We start from the raw sequence: 16,343 nt of genomic DNA, 5'->3' as shown, positions 1-16,343 counted from the left end.
ATCCCGCCGAAGCGGTTGCGCCAGCGGAAGAACGTCTGCTCGCTGATGTTGTGCTTCTTGCACAGCGCCTTGATCGGTGCCGCGCCCGCTTCGGCTTCGCGCAGGATCGCGATGACCTGCTCGTCGGTGAAACGCTTCTTCATGAGTTCTCCTTGGTCTGTCGAGGGTAGAGAACTCACCTGCCGATCGGCTACATGATTCGTCTCAGGTCACGTGCTCGACGGCGGATTCTCGATGCGATGGCAGGTCGACACCCAGAACTTCAAGATCGGCCTGCTAAAGATTGCCTACGAGTTCGCAGTCGATTCGATCGAAGACTACTTCGAGACGCCCGACGCGATCGAAATCTCGCGGATCCTGCGCGAAGCCGACTACGAAGCGGTCAATCGCTTCGTAACCGTGGGATCAGGACTCCAACCCGAAGTCCTCGAGCCATTCAAAGACTATCTGGACCTCGACAGCAAGAAGCATTACCTCGTGCTGATCAACGCCGGCATGGATCTGATGGGCTGCGTCAAGCTGCATGGGCTGTTCTGCATTGGCGTCAAGCTTTCATCCAAACGACACATGGACAAAGGAGAAGCCATCTTCGGCATTAACGACATTGCGAATCACTCATTCCGTAAGCTCAGCCTCCAAGAACTCGTCGCCGAGTGCATGGGCCCCGTGCATAGTCGGCTCGGTTACTTTTTCGCCACAGAGGAGGAAGCTCGGTCCGCGGCCGCCGAGATCAACGCGCCAGGCTATCGGTATGTGTTCGACGGCAATGGCGACCCGCTATTCTTCCAAGGCGATGGTGGGCTTGATCCGCGGACACTTTCCGACATTGTTGCCCGCGGGCGAGCTGCAGATCGTCGGGAGGGCGGCTGGTTCAACACTCAAGTCGAGTTTCATCCAGCGGACGAGGTGTTCGTCCGGTCTGAGAGGACTGGCTGTCTGTATCGCGTAGTGGGTGTCGAGATCAGTCGGGAGCATCTGCGAAGGGTCTGATGGGCCGCGAGCGCGAGGCCGGTGTGGGAGCTAGCGCGACTGCTCCGGGTCGAAAGCAGCCACCACCTAATTGAACACGCTTTAAGGCTCTGCTCCCCTGTCATTTCAGACAGCAAGCCCTCTCAGCCTCACACACATGCAATCTTGCGGAGACTTATGCTCATCTCCCACCGACACGTGAAGCCAATAACTGGATCCCGGCGTACGCCGGGATGACGCCAGTGAGGGCGGAAAGCAGGTCCCTCGCCTTCGGCTCGGGATGACACACAGGGGAGGCGGCTTTTCGAAAAGAGAAATCTCCTACCGTCGCCTTCCAAAGCACGAAAGCGCCCGAAGGCGCTCCCATGCCACGACATTCCGCGAAAGCGCCGACACTCGTTCGCCGGCGCTCCCGCATGAGTACATCGTTCGCGATGCACTCAATGACTCCCATGCCCCCCATGCCCACCCGCCATCGCGCCACCCTGCCCATCCGGCAGCAGCACGCGGACGTTCTGCATCATGCCCTGGTCTTCGTGGTCGAGGATGTGGCAGTGGAGGACGTACTCGCCGATGTAGCGTTCGTAGCGGGTGCGCAGGATCACGCGCAGGCCTTTCTTGACGAAGATCGTGTCCTTCCACGTGCCCTGCATCGCGGCGTAGTCGGGGTCCGGGCTGCCGGGCAGACTGAGGTCGTTGCCCTGTGCGTCGAGCACTTTCACGATCTCGAACGGGTTGACGTGGATGTGGAACGGGTGACTGCCGGCGGCCGAGGTGATCGTCCATTCCTCGACGTTGCCCAGCACCAGGTCGCGATACGCCGCCGGGTCGTAGGGCTTGCCGTTGACCATGAAGACCGACGGTGAGCCGGAGATGTCGAACTCGACCTTCTGGCCGGTGCCGGGCGTGAGTTCGCCGTCGGTGATCTGCGCGTGAGGCACGAATGCGCCCGTGCGCAGGTCGGCCGTCAGGTCCGCGATCACGCGCGCCTTCACGTCGTCGGGCATCCAGCGCTCGGCGGCGGCGACGAGCTGGCGCTGCAGGTACGCGCCGATGTCACCGGTCACCGCGTCGCCCGGCGCCACGCGCACCGTGCCGAGCAGGCGGCGGCTTTCGGCGTCGCTCGACACCGAGCCGCTGGCCGGCACACTGTTGTCGATCACGCAGTAGTCGCCGGCGGACGGGAACACCATCAGCGAGTCGCTGCGGTAGCCGGGCTGCAGCACGACCTCGGTCTTGCGGATGACCTGCGCGTGGGTCAGGCCATCGGTGGCGATCTCCCACTGCGGCAGCGGGTCGCCGACGCAGTTCCGGCCGATCCACTTCGCATGGTCGTCGGCCTCGCGCAGCGACAGCGGATTCGCGTTCGCGCGCATCGGCACGAACTGCAGGCGGATGGAGTCGCGGATGCCCGCGTGCAGGTTGCGCCAGCGCTCGATGCGACCCGCCACCGCGCCATCGAAGCGCGGCAGGATGTCGCCGTTGATGCTGGTGTAGCGCCCGGACGGCGCCCACGTGCCGAAGCCGAGCTGGTCGGCGTAATCGGTGATCTCGCCGACGTCGTCCGGGCCGCAGGCCCAGGTGCCGTCGGGATTCGTCTTGATCTTGCCGTTCGCGTCGCGGCAGGCATACGGCACCTGCTGGAACAGCACCACGCGTTCGCGGAACGGCTGTCCGTCGTCGGCGCGCAGCAGCGTGTCGATGTCGCCGTTGCGCTGCGGCGTCGGCGCGCGCGCGCCGCGCACGATCAGCGCGCCGGCCATGCCGCTCGCGACCTGCAGCGCGGTCGAGCCGTGCAGGTGCGGGTGGTACCAGAACGTGCCGGCAGGATGCGTCGCGGGCAGGTTGTATTCGTACTCGAACGACACCTTCGGGCGGATCGTCAGCAGCACGTTGTCGCTGTTGCCGGCGGGGCTCACCCACAGGCCGTGCGAATGCAGGTTGGTGGAATTGAAGCAGTGCGGCGTGTTGATGTTCGGCGGCGTGCAGCCCGGCTGCGGGTCGAGGCGGTTGTTGAGCTTGATGCGCACGGTCTCGCCCGGCCGCACGGCGATCGTCGGTGCCACGAACGGCGTGTCCGGATCGGCCGCCTGGCCTTCGGGCACGTAGCTGCGCAGGCGCACGTGGTCGTAGCGGCCGGTCGCGGGGTTGTAGATGCGGCCGTCGGTGAGCCGGATGTCCAGCGACAGCGAGGCGTCGTGGTCGGGCACCGGCGCCAGCACCGCGGGCGGGGCCGCTTCGAGCATGCCCGACGGCGGCGGCGGCGCTCCGCGCAGGATCGGCACCAGCCGCGGACTCTCGACCACCTGGACGGCGGGCGGCGCCGCCGGCGTCGCGAACGACGGCAGCAGCAGGGCGACGGCGAGCGGCGCCACCAGGCGTCGACGCGGCGACGGGCGGCAGGTGGAAGACGAACGAACGCGCATGACGATCTCCTTGTCGGGCGGACACACGATGCGCACGTGTCGGGGCCTTCCCGGTCCCGCGGACGCGATGGCATCGTCGCCGTCGTCGCCGCCCTCCGACCAGCCGTCCCCTGCCACGTGTCGGTCACGGGGCTCGCGGCCCCGGTCCACACGTTACGCCAAAACCGCGCACCGGATGCATGCACGACGAAAAGCCGCGGCCGATCCCGCATCCGTCGCGCGATCCGACACGCGCCGCGCCGCTGTGTATAGTGCCCACGGCGCCACGCGCCGCCACGGCCTGGAACACCAGGGGGGAACCGGGCGACTCGTCCACTCAGCAGGGAAGCACGTCATGCATGACGCCGCCCGTCCGTCTCCGTATGCGCGTTTCGTCGAGGGCCTCGACGACGCGGTCCGCACCCAGCAGTCCCTGCTGTTCCGCTTCGTCGCGCTCGGCCGCGACACCGCGTTCGGCCGCGAACACGGCTTCGACCGCATCGACGGCCTCGATGCCTTCCGTCGCCGGGTGCCGCTGCGCAACTACGAAGCCTTCCGGCCCTACGTCGACCGCATCGTCGCCGGCGAACAGGACGTCCTCTTCTCCGGCGAGGTGTTCCGCTACATCTCCAGCAGCGGCAGCACGTCCGGCCGCGCGAAGGTGTTGCCGCTGCCGCGCGTGTATTTCGCGGAGACGTTCAACCCGTTCTACATGACGTACCTCGAAGGCACGATGCGCGCGCATCCGGGGCTGGCGGCCACGCGCGACCGCACGATCAACTTCAAGTGGGACCCGCTGCGCGACACCTCGACGCTCGCCAGCGGCGTGCCGCACGTCGGCCTGAGCCAGGTGAACCTCGCCAACGAATTCAGCAGCGAGGCGCTGATGGAGCCCGGCACGCAGGGGCCGTGGGCCTCGGTGCCGGCGGACATCCCCGCCGATCTCGATCGCCTCTACTTCCGCCTGCGGATGGCCGCGGCGCACGACATCCGCCAGTTCGTCGGCATCAATCCGGCGATCCTCGCGTCGATCCCGCACTTGCTCGAAGCATGCGCCGACCAGCTCTGCGCCGACCTCGCCGCCGGCACGTTCGCCGGCCGCCCCGTGGCCGAGCCCGATCCGGTGCTGGCCGACCACATCGCCGCGCGCCGCGCCGCACGCGGCCACCTGCTGCCGCGCGACGTGTGGCCGAACGTCGAGCGCCTGATCTGCTGGGACGAAGGCATCGCCGGCGTCTACCTGCCGCAGGTGCTCACCGATTACGGCGAACACGCCGTGATCGTGCCTGCGCCGCTGGCCGCGTCAGAAGCGCCGCTGGCGCTGCACCTGCTACCGCACGGACTGCGCGGCGTGATGGCCTACAACGCCGCGTTCTTCGAATTCCTCGACGTGCAGGCCGGCGACGACCAGGTGCCGCTGACCCTCGGCGAACTGCGCGCAGGCGCCAGCTACGCCGTGGTGGTCACGCAGGCCGGCGGCTTCTCGCGCTACGTGCTGGGCGACCTGCTCGAAGTCACCGGCCACGCCGGCCCGGTGCCACAGGTCGCCTATGCCGGGCGACTCGCGCCGGCGTCCGCAGCGCCGGAATCGTCGCTGCTCGCGTTCATGCGCCGCCTCGACGCCGCGCACAACCTGCGCCTGCGCAACTTCACCTTCGTGCCGGACGGGAACGGCGCGCTCGACCTGCTGTTCGCCGGCGATGGCGAAGGCGACGACACGTTCTCGGAAGCCGCGCTGCGCGACGCGTACGCCGCCGATCCGGCGCTGGCGACTGCACCGCTGGGCCGCGTGCAGCGCGTACCGCCCGACCACTTCACGCAACGATGGTGCGAGCGCGTGGCGAGCGGCCTGCGTCCGCCGCAGGTCAAGGACCGGATCGTGAGCCCCGCGCCGTGATCGCGTTCGTGCTGGGCATCCTCGCCTGCTTCGTGGTCGGCGATCTCCTGCACCGGTTCGGCACCACGGCGGAAGTCTCGCGCAAGTCGGTGCATGTCTGCAGTTGCCTGCTCATCGCCGCGTTCCCGCTGTTCGGCATCGGCGACCGCGAGCTGCTGCTCATCGCGATCGGCAGCGTCGTCGCGATCGCGCTGCTGCGCCGCACGGTGGTGATGCGCGCGATCATGTCGGTGGAACGCGCGTCGTGGGGCGACCTGATGCTGCCGCTGTCGGTCGCGATCATCGCGCCGATGCACGTGGCGTATCCGGTGTTCCTCGGCGCCTATCTCGTGCTCGGCATTTCCGACGCGCTGGCGAGCCTCGTCGGCCGCGCGTACGGCAAACACCGCTACACGCTGCTGGGCCACGCCAAGTCGTACATCGGCAGCAGCGCGTTCCTGTTATCGGCGTGGGCGATCCTCGCGCCCGTCGCGCACTTCGGCGGCCTGCCGCCAGCGACGGCGCTGCTCGTCGGCGGTATCGCCGCCGGCGCCCTGACCCTGGTCGAAGCGCTCTCGCACAAGGGCGTGGACAACCTGTCCATCCCGGTGGCCGCGGCGCTGCTCCTGCCGCCGCTGCTGCACATCCCGTTCCCCGCGTGAGGTCGTGATGCCCAAGATCCTGGTCGTGATCGGTCCCTCCGGCGTCGGCAAGAGCACGCTGTTCGCCCCGCTGCGGCAGGAAGGCGTGGTGCGCCTCGTGCCGACATGGACCACGCGCAAGCCGCGCCACTACGAAGACCCGGCGAACGCCGACCACGTCTTCGTCGACGACGCCGAATTCGACGCGCGCGAGGCGTCCGGCTTCTTCCTCGAAACCGTGCAGCTGTTCGGCCTGCAGGCGCGCTACGGCCTGCCGCGCGAGGCACTGGAAGCCGGCGACGGCAGCATCCGCGTGCTGATGCTGCGCGCGATGCTGCTGCAGAAGCTGCCGCGCTATTTCCCGTCGCACGTGGTCTACCAGATCGAGGCGCCGCACGCGCGGGTGGAGGCGCATCTGCAGACACGCGTCGCGCTGGACGGCGACATCGGCACGCGACTGGCGAACTTCGAGGACGAACTGCAGCTCGGGCGCCGCCTCGCGCACCGCATCATCGACAACGGCGTCGCACCGGAGCAGGCGCAGGCGCAGCTGCGCGCCTTCCTGCGTGAGGACTTCGCCCGCGTGGGCAACCCCGCATGAGCACGCTGTACGCCCCTGTCGGCATCACACCGACCAAGCCGCTCACGCCCTCGCACCTCAAGGGCGTGCTGATGCTCGACTTCATGCATCGCTTCGAAAGCCATTTCTCGCCCGGCACGCTCTGGCACAACCGCCGGCCGTGGGACATCTCGCTGCAGACGATCCGGTTCTGGGACTACCTCGACCGCACATGCGCCGGCACCGATTTCTCGGCGATGGGCGAAGGCGACATCGGCGCGCTCTACATCGCCTGCCACCGCGCCGGCGCGCTGCCGACCGCCGAGCGCGTGGCTGCGTACGCGCAGCGCATCGAGGCCGACGGCTACGTGCATCCGGCGTCGCAGCGCATCCTCGACCTGTGGGGCGACGTGTTCGACACGCTCGGCCTGCCGCGCGACGCGCTGGTCCACTCGACGCCCTTAGGCCTCGATGCGCCGACCGTGCTCGCGCGGCTCGACGCGCAGGGCCTGCTGCTGGACCAGCGCGGTTTCGGCGGCGGCGTGTATCTCGACCTCACCGACGAAGCGCGTCCGCTGCGCGTGCTGATGTCCGAACACGGGCTGCCGAACTACCTGCTGGCGATCCTGCGCGACCTGCTCGACGAAGCGCCGCGGCACGACACGCTCTGCCTGTACCACGATGCCGGCATCCAGCGCGATTACGAGGCGCTGACGCGCGTGTTCGAGCGGCTCGGCGTGCGCTGCCGCCGCGTCGCCTTCACCCGCGTGCCGGTCGAAGGCCTGGTGCTCAGCGCCAAGCAGGGCGGCTGGGAGCAGTACACCGGCGCGCGATTGCTGTCGCGCGTGGCGGGCGGCGCGACCACCGCCGAGATCCGCCTCGGCTTCCGCCTGTATTTCCTCCACGCGCTGGGACTGCGCCAGCCCGACGATTATTCCGACGCCGGTCTCGCCGCCTGCCTCGAACGCGCGCGCCGCATCCTCGCGACGCACGAGCCCGCCGCGCCGTCCGACGCCGACCGCAAGGTGCTGCAGGGGCTGATCAAGCGCGACGGCGGCGCGAACGTCTACGGCGCCCTCGCGGTGCTCGAACAGAAGAAGGCCTCCGCCGGCCTTCGCCACGCGATACTGCATTGCCTGCTATGACCACGTCCCTGCATGAAAGCCTGATGGCCCGTCGCCTCGACGCGGTGGCCCGCGCCGCCGACGTGGCCGGAGCGGAACGCCGCACGCTGTTCGTCGTCGTGCGAGAGCCCGACCTGCCCGCGCTCGCGCGCGGCCTCGCACGCACGATCGCGGACATGCCCGACCGCGAGCGCGTCGCGTGGCTCGCCAACTTCACCAAGGTGCGCCTGTTCGCCGGTCGACCGACGTCGGCCGGCATCGCGCCGCTGCTGACGCAGGTCGAAGGCGACGCGGTCGGCTTCGCGCTGCTGGATGCCGAGGCGCGGCATCCGCGCATCGCCGACCTGCTGGTGCCGCTGCGCAGCCGCGCCGGTCCCGCCGCGGGCGACACGATCGCGCTGCAGTGGGGCGATGGCGATGGCGACGGCAATCGCGAACTGGTGATCGACGTGCGCGACCTCGACTGGACGCGCTACCTCGTGCACGTGCTGCACTTGCTGGCCGAAGCCGCGATCTGCGACGCGGCGTTCGGCGGCCGCATCACGCTGCGACACATCGCCGAAGCACCGGTGTGCCGCGACGGCGTCGAGCAGCTGCGTCTCGACCTCGACGCGACGCCGCCGACATGCCGCGCGTTCCTGCGGCCCGCCCGCGCTGCCGTTACCGGCGGCGCGTGAGGCCGTTCCGCGTCGTCGCGATCGACGGCGCGAAAGTCACGGGAAGAACGCGGGGCAGGTGCTCGGCAGCGTGTCGGTGGCGATGCCTTCGCAGCTGTTGCGGAAGGTCAGCGTGCCGTCCCGGTCGGTCGACAGTTCCCACACCGTGTCGTAGTCGGTGTAGCTCCACGACGGCAGCTTCGCGGCGGCGGCGGGCTCGCGGTAGACCTCCGCGAGCAGGTATTTCACCGCCTTCTCGATGTGGTCGTGCTCCCAGCCGACCAGCAGCGTCTGCCCCGATGCGGGCCGCTTGAGATACGGCGAACTGCGATCGAACAGCGCCATCGCCAGATCGGACGCGTCCTCCCACTGGAACGGCGCCAGCGTCAGCGGCAGATCGTGCTGGATCGCGAACGGCGCGACGGTCAGCGACGGGCGGATGTACGAACACGCCTCGCCGCAATCGATAATGTCGACCGGGTCGGAAGTGTAGACGTAATCCGGACGGCGGCCGAGCTTCTCCAGCAGGATGCGGTTCGCGCCCAGCGCGCGCCACTGGCCCTGGCAGACGTAGTTGCCGTTCTCGAAGTTGCCGCCGGGATGCGCTTCGACGTGACGCACCAGCAGCGCCTTCTGCGACGTGTACGGCACCAGCCCGGCGGGCGGCCGCACGCGGATCGTCACCGGCGCCTGCGGACACGTCGCCGCACGCCGCGGCAGCGCAATGTCGGGATACTTCCCGTCGGGCACCACGCCGTCGCCGTAGGCCGCGACCTTCAGCGCGCCGGCCTGGCCGGACACGACGTAGTAGCGATGCTCCTCGATGCGCGGCTTCGTGCCGGTCAGGCCTTCGACGACGCCCGCGAGGATGTCGCGCGGCATCGCCATCACGTAGATCCCGCGCGGCTGGTTCGCCAGCAACTGCTGCATGAAATACGCCGGCGAGTTGTAGTCCGACGGGCCGCCCGGATTCAGATGCGCGACCTTCACCGCCTGGTAGTTCAGCAGCGCGTACGGCTGGATGCTTTCCAGCGGCGCCATGTCCGCGCTCTTCTCCGGCGAACTCATGGTGAACGCGTACACCTGCTGCAGCTGCGGCAGCTTGCCGGCGGTCAGCGACGTCAGCGTCTGGCCGAAACGCAGCGACGCGTTGAGCCCACCGACCGAGAGATTGTTGGCGCGGCCCTGCTCGAACGCCGGCACCAGCACGAAGTTCCAGTCGTTGGTGTTGAGCGGCGGATCGTCGGCCATCGCGACGGAACTGATCAGCAGGCCGAGCACGGCCCACAGGCTTGCGAAGCGTTTCATCGAACTCCCCTCCGTGGATGGGACGCGCGCTCCGCATCGGGGCGCGCGTCGTGGCGTGGCGGTTTACGGCGTGAAGAACTGCCGGCGCTGGTGCTGTTCCTGGTGCATCGGGAACATCACCGAATAGAACTCGGTCCAGCCGCCCATGCGCACGCGCACCAGGTTGTAGCGTTCGGGATCCTGCCCGGCCGCGGCATACGTCGCGGGGTCGGCGCAGGTCAGCGTGATCAGGTTCGAGCCGGTCTCGCCTTCGGCATACGCGCGGACGAAACGCTTGAGGTCGTCCAGCGGGAAGCCCTCGGTGATGTTCATGTCCACCGGCGACGCATTCGACAAGCCGTACTCGATCGCGTCCACGCGCCAGCTGCGCAGCGACTGGTAGATGTTGCGGAACGCGGGCGCCGATGGCAGGTCCTGCGGCGCAGGCACGGGCGAGAGGTCGGAGGCGATTGGCATGCCGTTGCGGCGGCCGTCGGCGCTGGCGCCGAACGACAGGCCGTCGCCGACGTAGCCCTCGAACGTGCCGATGCCGGGCGTCACCACGAACTCGAATTCGCCGTAGGTCTGCGCGATGCCGGCGAGCACGCCCTTCAGCGCCGGATGCGGCTGGCGGATCACGTCGACGCACAGGCCGACCAGCGCATCCATCAGCCATTGGCCCAGCGCGTCGACGTCGGGATCGCCGCTGCCCCACTTCGGCAACGCCAGCGCGGTCTGCCGCCATTCCTGGTACTTCAGCGTGCGCGCCGCGGCATCGGCCGGGCCCATCAGGTCGTTCTGGTAGGGCTCGATCAGCGTGTAGCCCCAGTCGTTGATCAGGCAGTCCAGCAGTTCCGGCAGCGTGGCGACGGCGGTCTCGCGGTCGTACACCAGCTTCTTGATCGCGTACAGCGAATCGATGGTGTTCGACACGCCCACGCACAGCGGCGCGAGCATGTGGAAGCGCGCACCCGCGGCGGTGAGATCGCGCCCGGATTCGACGCAGCCGTCGATCACCGTCGACAGCAGCGGGCTGGGGCAGATGCCGCCGAGGTTGCCGTAGTTGGCCAGCAGCACGTTGTAGGTCTGCACCACCAGCCATTCGAGCTGGTGCAGGAACTGCTGCTGCAGCGCCTCGAACGTGTCCAGCGTGGCCGCGTGCGGCGAGCGGAACGTCTGCTTCAGGCCACGGAGGTACACCGGTCCCGCCGAACCATACGTCGCGCCCTGGTTCAACGCCTGCTCCAGCGCGGCCAGCGGCGTGACGTTCGCGAACGCGAACTCGGTGGCGCCGGCCAGCATCGGCTCGTAGCAGCCGTCGGCCGCGTAGTCGCGCGCCCAGCACAGGCTGACCTCTTTTCCGGAGCGATGCAGCGCTTCGCACAACCTGTCGTCCTGGTAGAGGATCGGATGCGCACCGCCTGCAAGCAGCGATTCGGCCGCGGCGTCCAGCACCTCCTGCGGCATGTCCTTGTAGACGCGCAGCGACAGCGTGGGCGCGTTCACCGGGATGCGGCGCGCGGACTTCAGGCACAGCAGCGTGACCGGATTGACGCCGCCGGTCGGCGTCGCGTCGTCGTTGGCGACGTAGCCGCCGACGGTGATCTGCTGCACCCACTGGTTGATGCCGCCGCCCTGAGGGAAGTTGCCGCCCAGCCCGCACACGGCCGTCGTGCCGTAGTTGACGTAGTCGGTGATGTTCGCGCGGTTGACGAAGGCGTTCTCGCCGATCTTCACCCACAGGCAGTCGACGATCTCCTGCGCGCGGCGCTCGTCCATCGGATGGTCGCGCAGCAGCGGCCACAGGATCTGGTCGAGCCGGCCCAGCGACGTGAGTTCGCCCAGCAGGTGCAGGCAGCAGTGGAACGAGTAGATCAGCTGCACGCCGTCGTGGAAGTCGGCGGGCTTGTCGGTGACGAGGCGACGCAGGCGCTGCGCGACCTCGCGCATGTTCGCGGCGTCGTCCGCATCGCCGGCGCGTTCGGCCGCGGCATCGGCCAGCGTCGCCCAGTTCTGCAGGTAGGCCTGCACGCCTTCCAGCGACCACACCGTCGACTGGTAGAAATCGCGCTGCGCGTCGGTCAGCCCGGGCTGCGCGAGGCGCGCGCGCACGTCGTCGAGCAGTGCGCCCAGGCCACGCTCCACCAGTCGCTGGTAGTGCGGCACGATGTGGCCCATCGCCGACCATTCGTTGAGTTCGCCCTTCAGCCACGCGGAGACGGATTCGTCCTCGCCGAGGTACGGCACCACTTCCTTGCCGCGGCCCAGCGTGAAGTCGGGGATGATGCCGACCAGCAGTTCCTTCGCATGGATGCGCAGCAGCTGGCCCTGCTTCGCATACGCCGAATGCGGCGACGACAGCAGCGCGGCCAGCGTCTTCTTGTTCGCCAAGCCCTTGCGCTGCTGCGCGGAGGCCTGCAGCACCGGTCGTTCGTCGGGCGTGACCAGCGTCGACAGGTGCGGCAGGCGCGGGAACGGCTTGCGCTTCAGCCAGCCGTCGTTCCAGTGCGAGAACGCGCGGCTGAGCAGCGACAGCAGGCGCTCGCTCGGCGGATCGCCGGGGCGGTAGCGCCCGTCCGCCATCTGGTGCAGGTAGTCCTGCGAGTTGTAGAACATGTAGCCGTTCGCGCTGCGCACCTGCCAGTGCGGGTCTTCCTGCACCGCCGCGTCGTCGTCGACGGCGGGCACGTCCAGTTCGGCCGCCGCGGGCACGTACCAGTAACCGCCGGACACGCCCTGCACCAGCGACATCATCCGGTCGACCGGGCGATCGGGCATGTCGCCCATCAACCGGTGGAGGATCTTCTCGAAACGTTCCTGCTCGTTGCAGAACGCGACGAACATCAGCCCCTGCTCGCGCGCCGGATGTCCGGCCTGCTCGCCGAACGGCAGCGCCTGCCGCAGCAGTTTGCGGTTGTCGCCGTCCTCGTCCAGCAGGTGCGCGCGATGGATGTGCGCATCATTCGGCGCCTGCGGCAGCACCGCGCCGGCGGGATTGCGGCCCAGCGTCGCGTCCTCGGCATCCGGCGCCAGCGCCGCGATCGCCTTCCAGTCGAACAGGAACTGCTGGGTGAAGCCGAACGCCGCGCCGCGATACGGCCCGTCGATCAGGATGTCCTCGGCCATGCTCACCGGATCGGACGGATTGGTGATGCCGTCGAGATAGCGGCCGCCGATCACGCGGCCGTCCTCGCGCTTGCCGACGGACACGTACTCCACGCGCTCGGCCAACGCGTCGATCTGCGCGCGCACCGCATCGAAGATGCGCTCGGCTGTCGCGATGTCCGGCGTCTTCAGGTACAGGAACACGTCACCGTGCGTGTCGCGCAGTTTCGGCGAACCGTCCAGCACGCGCCGGCTCACCGGGATCTCGCGATGCTCCCAGCGGCCCCACAGTTCCGGCGAGAACGCCGCGACCAGCCCGCTCGGCTGCGGCGCGTCCGCGGCGGCACGCGTCAGCGCACGCACCAGCGCCAGCACCGCGTCGCGCGCGGCGTCATCGTGCGATTTCAGATGCAGCGTGGCGGTGCGGCCGAACAGCGCCCGCAGCGGAAGCCCGTACTGCGCGCCCTTGATGATGTCGATGAACATGTCGCGTCCTTCCCCTGGATGCCGATGTCGAGGCAGTGGACTCGACCGGCGCGCGCCCCGTGGCCGCGAACCCGGCTTCCCTGCCGCCTGCATGGACACGATGCATGGAAGGACGGCCGTCGTCGCGGCCGGATCATGCGCGTCACCGGGACGATCGATCGCCCCCGTCGCATGCCGCCGCAGCAGCCCCCTGCCCTGCCTCCGTCACCGGCGAAGCGTGCGCCCGCGGGCGGCGGTTTGTCCACTCCCGTCAGCGCGGGAACTCGACGATGCGCGCGTGCGCCTCGCCGCCTTCGATCACGAGTTCGGCAGCCGCGATCGGCAGGCTGAATCGACGCGGCCCGACGCTGCCCGGGTTCACGTACAGCACGCCGTCCCGGCGCTCGATGCGCGGCTTGTGCGAATGCCCGGACACCACGACGCCGATGCCCGCCGCAGCGGGATCGAGATCGAGCGTGGCGAGATCGTGCAGCACGTGGATGACGACATCGTCGACTGTGAAGGTGTCGGTCTCCGCCAGCGCCTCCGCCCACGGTCCGCGATCGTTGTTGCCCCGCACCACCGTCAACGGCGCGAGCGCGGACAACGCATCGAGGATCGCGGGATCGCCGATGTCGCCCGCATGCACGATCCGCGCACTGCCGCGTGCGAAGTCGACGACCTCCGGACGCAGCAGGCCGTGGGTGTCGGAGATGAGGGTGAGGCGGGGCATGGGGGGATGCGGGAGTTCGTGGACTGGGTGCTTTGCTCCCAGCTTCGGGGCGTGTTGGTGCTGGGTCAATGACCCCGCTTACGGCACTTTGCGTTTTGCGCTGGGTGTTGCGTGACAACGGCTTTCGGCCAGGAGCGGACCTAGAGCTTCGAAGTATCGGTATCTCCAAAGATGACAGATGACTCGACTATCTGCCCGGGGACGCGACTTCGACCGCTATCAGTTGCCTCCATGGTTTCTCTCTGGCACGTGCCGCTACTCGTCGGCCAAGCATTGCCCCGAAGAACCCGCGAACTGCATACTTCAGGTCCCATGCCTGCACTCAAGAATCAACATTTCGTGCCGCGCTGCCACCTGCGCCCCTTCACGCTCGACGGGGAAGGCTTGGCGATCAATCTGTTCAATCTCGCGCGCCACCGCGCCGTGCCTAATGCGCCGGTGAAGAATCAGTGTTCGGCCGATTACTTCTACGGCAAGGATCTTCACTACGAAAAGAAAATGCAGGTCATCGAAGGGCTGTATTCCACGGCCATTTCGCGGATCTCCGTGCCGGGTTACGCCTTGACCGAAGATGTCCGTGAGGTCTTTCGTGCGTTCTGGGCACTGCAGCACTTGAGAACCGAAGCTGCTTCGCGCGCGTTCGCGGCGATGTACGACGAAATAGTCGAAACGACAGGAGCGCCCGGGGAATCCCGGATGTCGATCGCGGAGACCGTGCAGTTGGTGATGCCTATGGTCCCCGAAATTGTTTCTGCTGTGAAGGATCTAAAGGTGTGCCTGGTGCGCAATCGGTCGCCCGTCAATTTCTTCACGAGTGACGACCCGGCTATTTACACGAACCGCTGGCACCTGCAGCCAGGACACGAACGACTCGGTGCGCCAGGCCTGGCAAACTCCGGGGCTATCTGCTTACTGCCAATCACACCGCGGTTCCTTTTTCTGGCATACGACGGGGATGCCTACTCGCTGCCAGTGACCAACGGTTGGGTCGACGCAAAGAGCGACAACGACGTGCGCATGCTCAACGAGCAACAACTGCTCGCCGCGATGGCGAACGTCTATTATCGCGAAATGTCTGAGGCCGCCTCGATCAGTCGCGAATACCACGAAGTAACGGCTAGGCGCCTCCCCTCCAAGCACCGCATTAACCACGCAGTCCTAGATTGGGATGACGGAGTGACAAAGCGATTTCGCGTCACGACCGCTGAAGAAGCTCGTGACCAGAATGCGCTCGTCCACTCGGAGAGGCTGTACCCGCGGCCGAGCGGCTGGCCTGACTTCATCCGATGGCGCGCCAGCGCCGCGACTTACTTCAACGGAACGGCCGTCGGCTACGTTCGCCGCGCGCATGCGGACTCGACGTTGTCGAAGCCATTCAGAAAGATCCGCCTCGATAGGATTTAGTTCTGAGCGCGCGTCGAATTCCCTCGAAGGGTGGACCTGAGTGGACATCGATAGTGATGGGAGTGCGGTGTGCCCTCGCCGCTTCCAAAACGTTGGAGGGCTGCGGCTGCGATCGTCGCGACTTCCGTCGCTCCCACAGGATGGGTTTTCCGCAGCGGTGGTCGCGCCTCCCGGCGCTCCTACAGGAACGCCTGCCGCCAGGTTAAGTCTGCCGCGGCGTTGTCGCGGCTCACGCCGCTCCCACAGGGACAGGGTTGCCGTCATGGTGGGTGGGGCGGGTTTACTCCCTCCCTTTCAAGGGGAAGGTCGGGGTGGGGATGGGGTGCGCATTGACCGGTCGCAGGGGCGGGACTAGAGTCGCGGCAGGTGCTGAACACACCTAGCTACTAGCGGTCGCCGCACTCGTGAGCCCTGCGGTTTTTTTGTGCCCGTCATTCGCCGTGCTGGCGAAGGGCACGCTTCTTCCGTGGCCGGGTGTCCGCAGCCATACAACACCCGCAAGGGGAAATCTGCGGGCCGTCTAGTAGCGGTGTTCAAGCACCCGGCCGCCCTCTCTGAACAAGGGGGCGAAGTGAACACTTCTACTAGGACATCGTCATGACCATCACCTCCCGTTCCACCGGCCGGCCGTCGCGCCGGTCGTCCGTGCCGTCGCCGCAGCACGACACGCGGCAGCTCACGCTCACCTATTCCAGTTACCAGCACCGTCGCGACGGGTTCTGGACGGGCAGTCGTCGTTTCCCGGTGCTGCGCCTGGGCGGCGTGTGGCTGGAGCGGGCGGGCTTCGCCCCGGGCCAGCGCGTGCAGGTGCGCGTGGATGCGGGGCGGCTGGTGATCGAACCGGCGGGCTGAGGGCACCCGGCGGTCGCCCTCGTTGTTTGTGGGAGCGGCGTATGCCGCGACAACGCCGCGGCAAGCCTTCCCTGCAGGAGCGCCGGGAGGCGCGATCACCGCCCCGGCAGGCGTCTCCTGTGGGAGCGACGGGAGTCGCGACGAACGCAGCGGCCGGTCTGTCTGGTTCCAACCCTCGACCCCATCCCCACCCAAACCCTCCCCTTGAAGGGGAGGGCTTCAACGCGGGGCTTCGGGAACGAGCCCGGCGGCTGGGGTGCCCGCGAG

At 67.9% G+C, this 16,343-nt stretch carries 13 protein-coding genes; 8 read left to right on the top strand and 5 right to left on the bottom strand.

The genetic code is table 11. The annotated features are described in order from the left end of the window. Positions 1–143, bottom strand: a 143-nt coding sequence (locus ACT53Q_RS06130; RefSeq protein WP_476185785.1) for a transposase, incomplete at its 3' end; no start/stop codon positions are given. 91 nt (positions 144–234) lie between these two features. Between ACT53Q_RS06130 and ACT53Q_RS06125 the strand changes: the two genes are divergently transcribed. After that, complete coding sequence (locus ACT53Q_RS06125; RefSeq protein ID WP_476185773.1) at positions 235–990, top strand: hypothetical protein; 756 nt, start codon at positions 235–237, stop codon at positions 988–990. A 419-nt stretch (positions 991–1,409) separates the two neighbouring features. Here ACT53Q_RS06125 and ACT53Q_RS06120 read toward each other — a convergent pair whose 3' ends face one another. After that, on the bottom strand, positions 1,410–3,395 hold the full coding sequence (locus tag ACT53Q_RS06120; RefSeq protein WP_476185772.1) for a multicopper oxidase family protein: 1,986 nt from the start codon (positions 3,393–3,395) through the stop codon (positions 1,410–1,412). Positions 3,396–3,729: 334 nt separating this feature from the next. Here ACT53Q_RS06120 and ACT53Q_RS06115 point away from each other — a divergent pair, with 334 nt between their 5' ends. The 5 genes from ACT53Q_RS06115 to ACT53Q_RS06095 are packed head-to-tail and all read left to right on the top strand — an operon-like array spanning position 3,730 to position 8,251. Then, positions 3,730–5,271 (top strand): GH3 family acyl-acid amido synthetase, encoded by a 1,542-nt coding sequence (locus ACT53Q_RS06115; protein WP_476185771.1) that lies wholly within the window; start codon positions 3,730–3,732, stop codon positions 5,269–5,271. Then, on the top strand, positions 5,268–5,912 hold the full coding sequence (locus ACT53Q_RS06110; RefSeq protein ID WP_476185770.1) for a hypothetical protein: 645 nt from the start codon (positions 5,268–5,270) through the stop codon (positions 5,910–5,912). The genes ACT53Q_RS06115 and ACT53Q_RS06110 overlap by 4 nt, the downstream gene beginning before the upstream one ends. A 7-nt stretch (positions 5,913–5,919) precedes the next feature. Further along, a complete protein-coding gene (locus tag ACT53Q_RS06105; protein WP_476185769.1) occupies positions 5,920–6,492 on the top strand; it encodes a hypothetical protein in 573 nt (190 codons plus the stop codon). Next, on the top strand, positions 6,489–7,595 hold the full coding sequence (locus ACT53Q_RS06100) for a hypothetical protein (protein ID WP_476185768.1): 1,107 nt from the start codon (positions 6,489–6,491) through the stop codon (positions 7,593–7,595). The genes ACT53Q_RS06105 and ACT53Q_RS06100 overlap by 4 nt, the downstream gene beginning before the upstream one ends. Then, complete coding sequence (locus ACT53Q_RS06095) at positions 7,592–8,251, top strand: DUF6182 family protein (protein ID WP_476185767.1); 660 nt, start codon at positions 7,592–7,594, stop codon at positions 8,249–8,251. The genes ACT53Q_RS06100 and ACT53Q_RS06095 overlap by 4 nt, the downstream gene beginning before the upstream one ends. A gap of 36 nt (positions 8,252–8,287) precedes the next feature. Here the strand turns inward: ACT53Q_RS06095 and ACT53Q_RS06090 are convergent, their stop codons facing one another. The 3 genes from ACT53Q_RS06090 to ACT53Q_RS06080 form a co-directional block, all read right to left on the bottom strand. Continuing rightward, complete coding sequence (locus tag ACT53Q_RS06090; protein WP_476185766.1) at positions 8,288–9,538, bottom strand: hypothetical protein; 1,251 nt, start codon at positions 9,536–9,538, stop codon at positions 8,288–8,290. 63 nt (positions 9,539–9,601) lie between these two features. Next, the gene (locus ACT53Q_RS06085; protein WP_476185765.1) at positions 9,602–13,108 is read right to left on the bottom strand and encodes a Dyp-type peroxidase; all 3,507 of its coding nucleotides are present in this window, start codon (positions 13,106–13,108) and stop codon (positions 9,602–9,604) included. Between the two features lie 250 nt (positions 13,109–13,358). After that, positions 13,359–13,820 carry a metallophosphoesterase family protein gene (locus ACT53Q_RS06080; RefSeq protein ID WP_476185764.1) on the bottom strand — a complete coding sequence of 154 codons (462 nt, stop codon included), beginning with the start codon at positions 13,818–13,820 and terminating at the stop codon, positions 13,359–13,361. Positions 13,821–14,132: 312 nt separating this feature from the next. Between ACT53Q_RS06080 and ACT53Q_RS06075 the strand changes: the two genes are divergently transcribed. Beyond that, the gene (locus tag ACT53Q_RS06075) at positions 14,133–15,224 is read left to right on the top strand and encodes a DUF4238 domain-containing protein (protein WP_476185763.1); all 1,092 of its coding nucleotides are present in this window, start codon (positions 14,133–14,135) and stop codon (positions 15,222–15,224) included. A 597-nt stretch (positions 15,225–15,821) separates the two neighbouring features. Continuing rightward, the gene (locus ACT53Q_RS06070; protein ID WP_476185762.1) at positions 15,822–16,076 is read left to right on the top strand and encodes a SymE family type I addiction module toxin; all 255 of its coding nucleotides are present in this window, start codon (positions 15,822–15,824) and stop codon (positions 16,074–16,076) included. Positions 16,077–16,343: the final 267 nt, after the last annotated feature.

The organism is Lysobacter sp. DMC97, assembly GCF_056313745.1.
This window is presented reverse-complemented; position numbering and strand designations above follow the sequence as displayed.

Excerpts from the sequence above, each read along its gene's own strand:
- ACT53Q_RS06125 (WP_476185773.1), top strand. The coding sequence starts at position 235 with ATGCGATGGCAGGTCGACACCCAGAACTTCAAGATCGGCCTGCTAAAG.
- ACT53Q_RS06120 (WP_476185772.1), bottom strand. The coding sequence starts at position 3,395 with ATGCGCGTTCGTTCGTCTTCCACCTGCCGCCCGTCGCCGCGTCGACGC.
- ACT53Q_RS06115 (WP_476185771.1), top strand. The coding sequence starts at position 3,730 with ATGCATGACGCCGCCCGTCCGTCTCCGTATGCGCGTTTCGTCGAGGGC.
- ACT53Q_RS06105 (WP_476185769.1), top strand. The coding sequence starts at position 5,920 with ATGCCCAAGATCCTGGTCGTGATCGGTCCCTCCGGCGTCGGCAAGAGC.
- ACT53Q_RS06100 (WP_476185768.1), top strand. The coding sequence starts at position 6,489 with ATGAGCACGCTGTACGCCCCTGTCGGCATCACACCGACCAAGCCGCTC.
- ACT53Q_RS06095 (WP_476185767.1), top strand. The coding sequence starts at position 7,592 with ATGACCACGTCCCTGCATGAAAGCCTGATGGCCCGTCGCCTCGACGCG.
- ACT53Q_RS06090 (WP_476185766.1), bottom strand. The coding sequence starts at position 9,538 with ATGAAACGCTTCGCAAGCCTGTGGGCCGTGCTCGGCCTGCTGATCAGT.
- ACT53Q_RS06085 (WP_476185765.1), bottom strand. The coding sequence starts at position 13,108 with ATGTTCATCGACATCATCAAGGGCGCGCAGTACGGGCTTCCGCTGCGG.
- ACT53Q_RS06080 (WP_476185764.1), bottom strand. The coding sequence starts at position 13,820 with ATGCCCCGCCTCACCCTCATCTCCGACACCCACGGCCTGCTGCGTCCG.
- ACT53Q_RS06075 (WP_476185763.1), top strand. The coding sequence starts at position 14,133 with ATGCCTGCACTCAAGAATCAACATTTCGTGCCGCGCTGCCACCTGCGC.
- ACT53Q_RS06070 (WP_476185762.1), top strand. The coding sequence starts at position 15,822 with ATGACCATCACCTCCCGTTCCACCGGCCGGCCGTCGCGCCGGTCGTCC.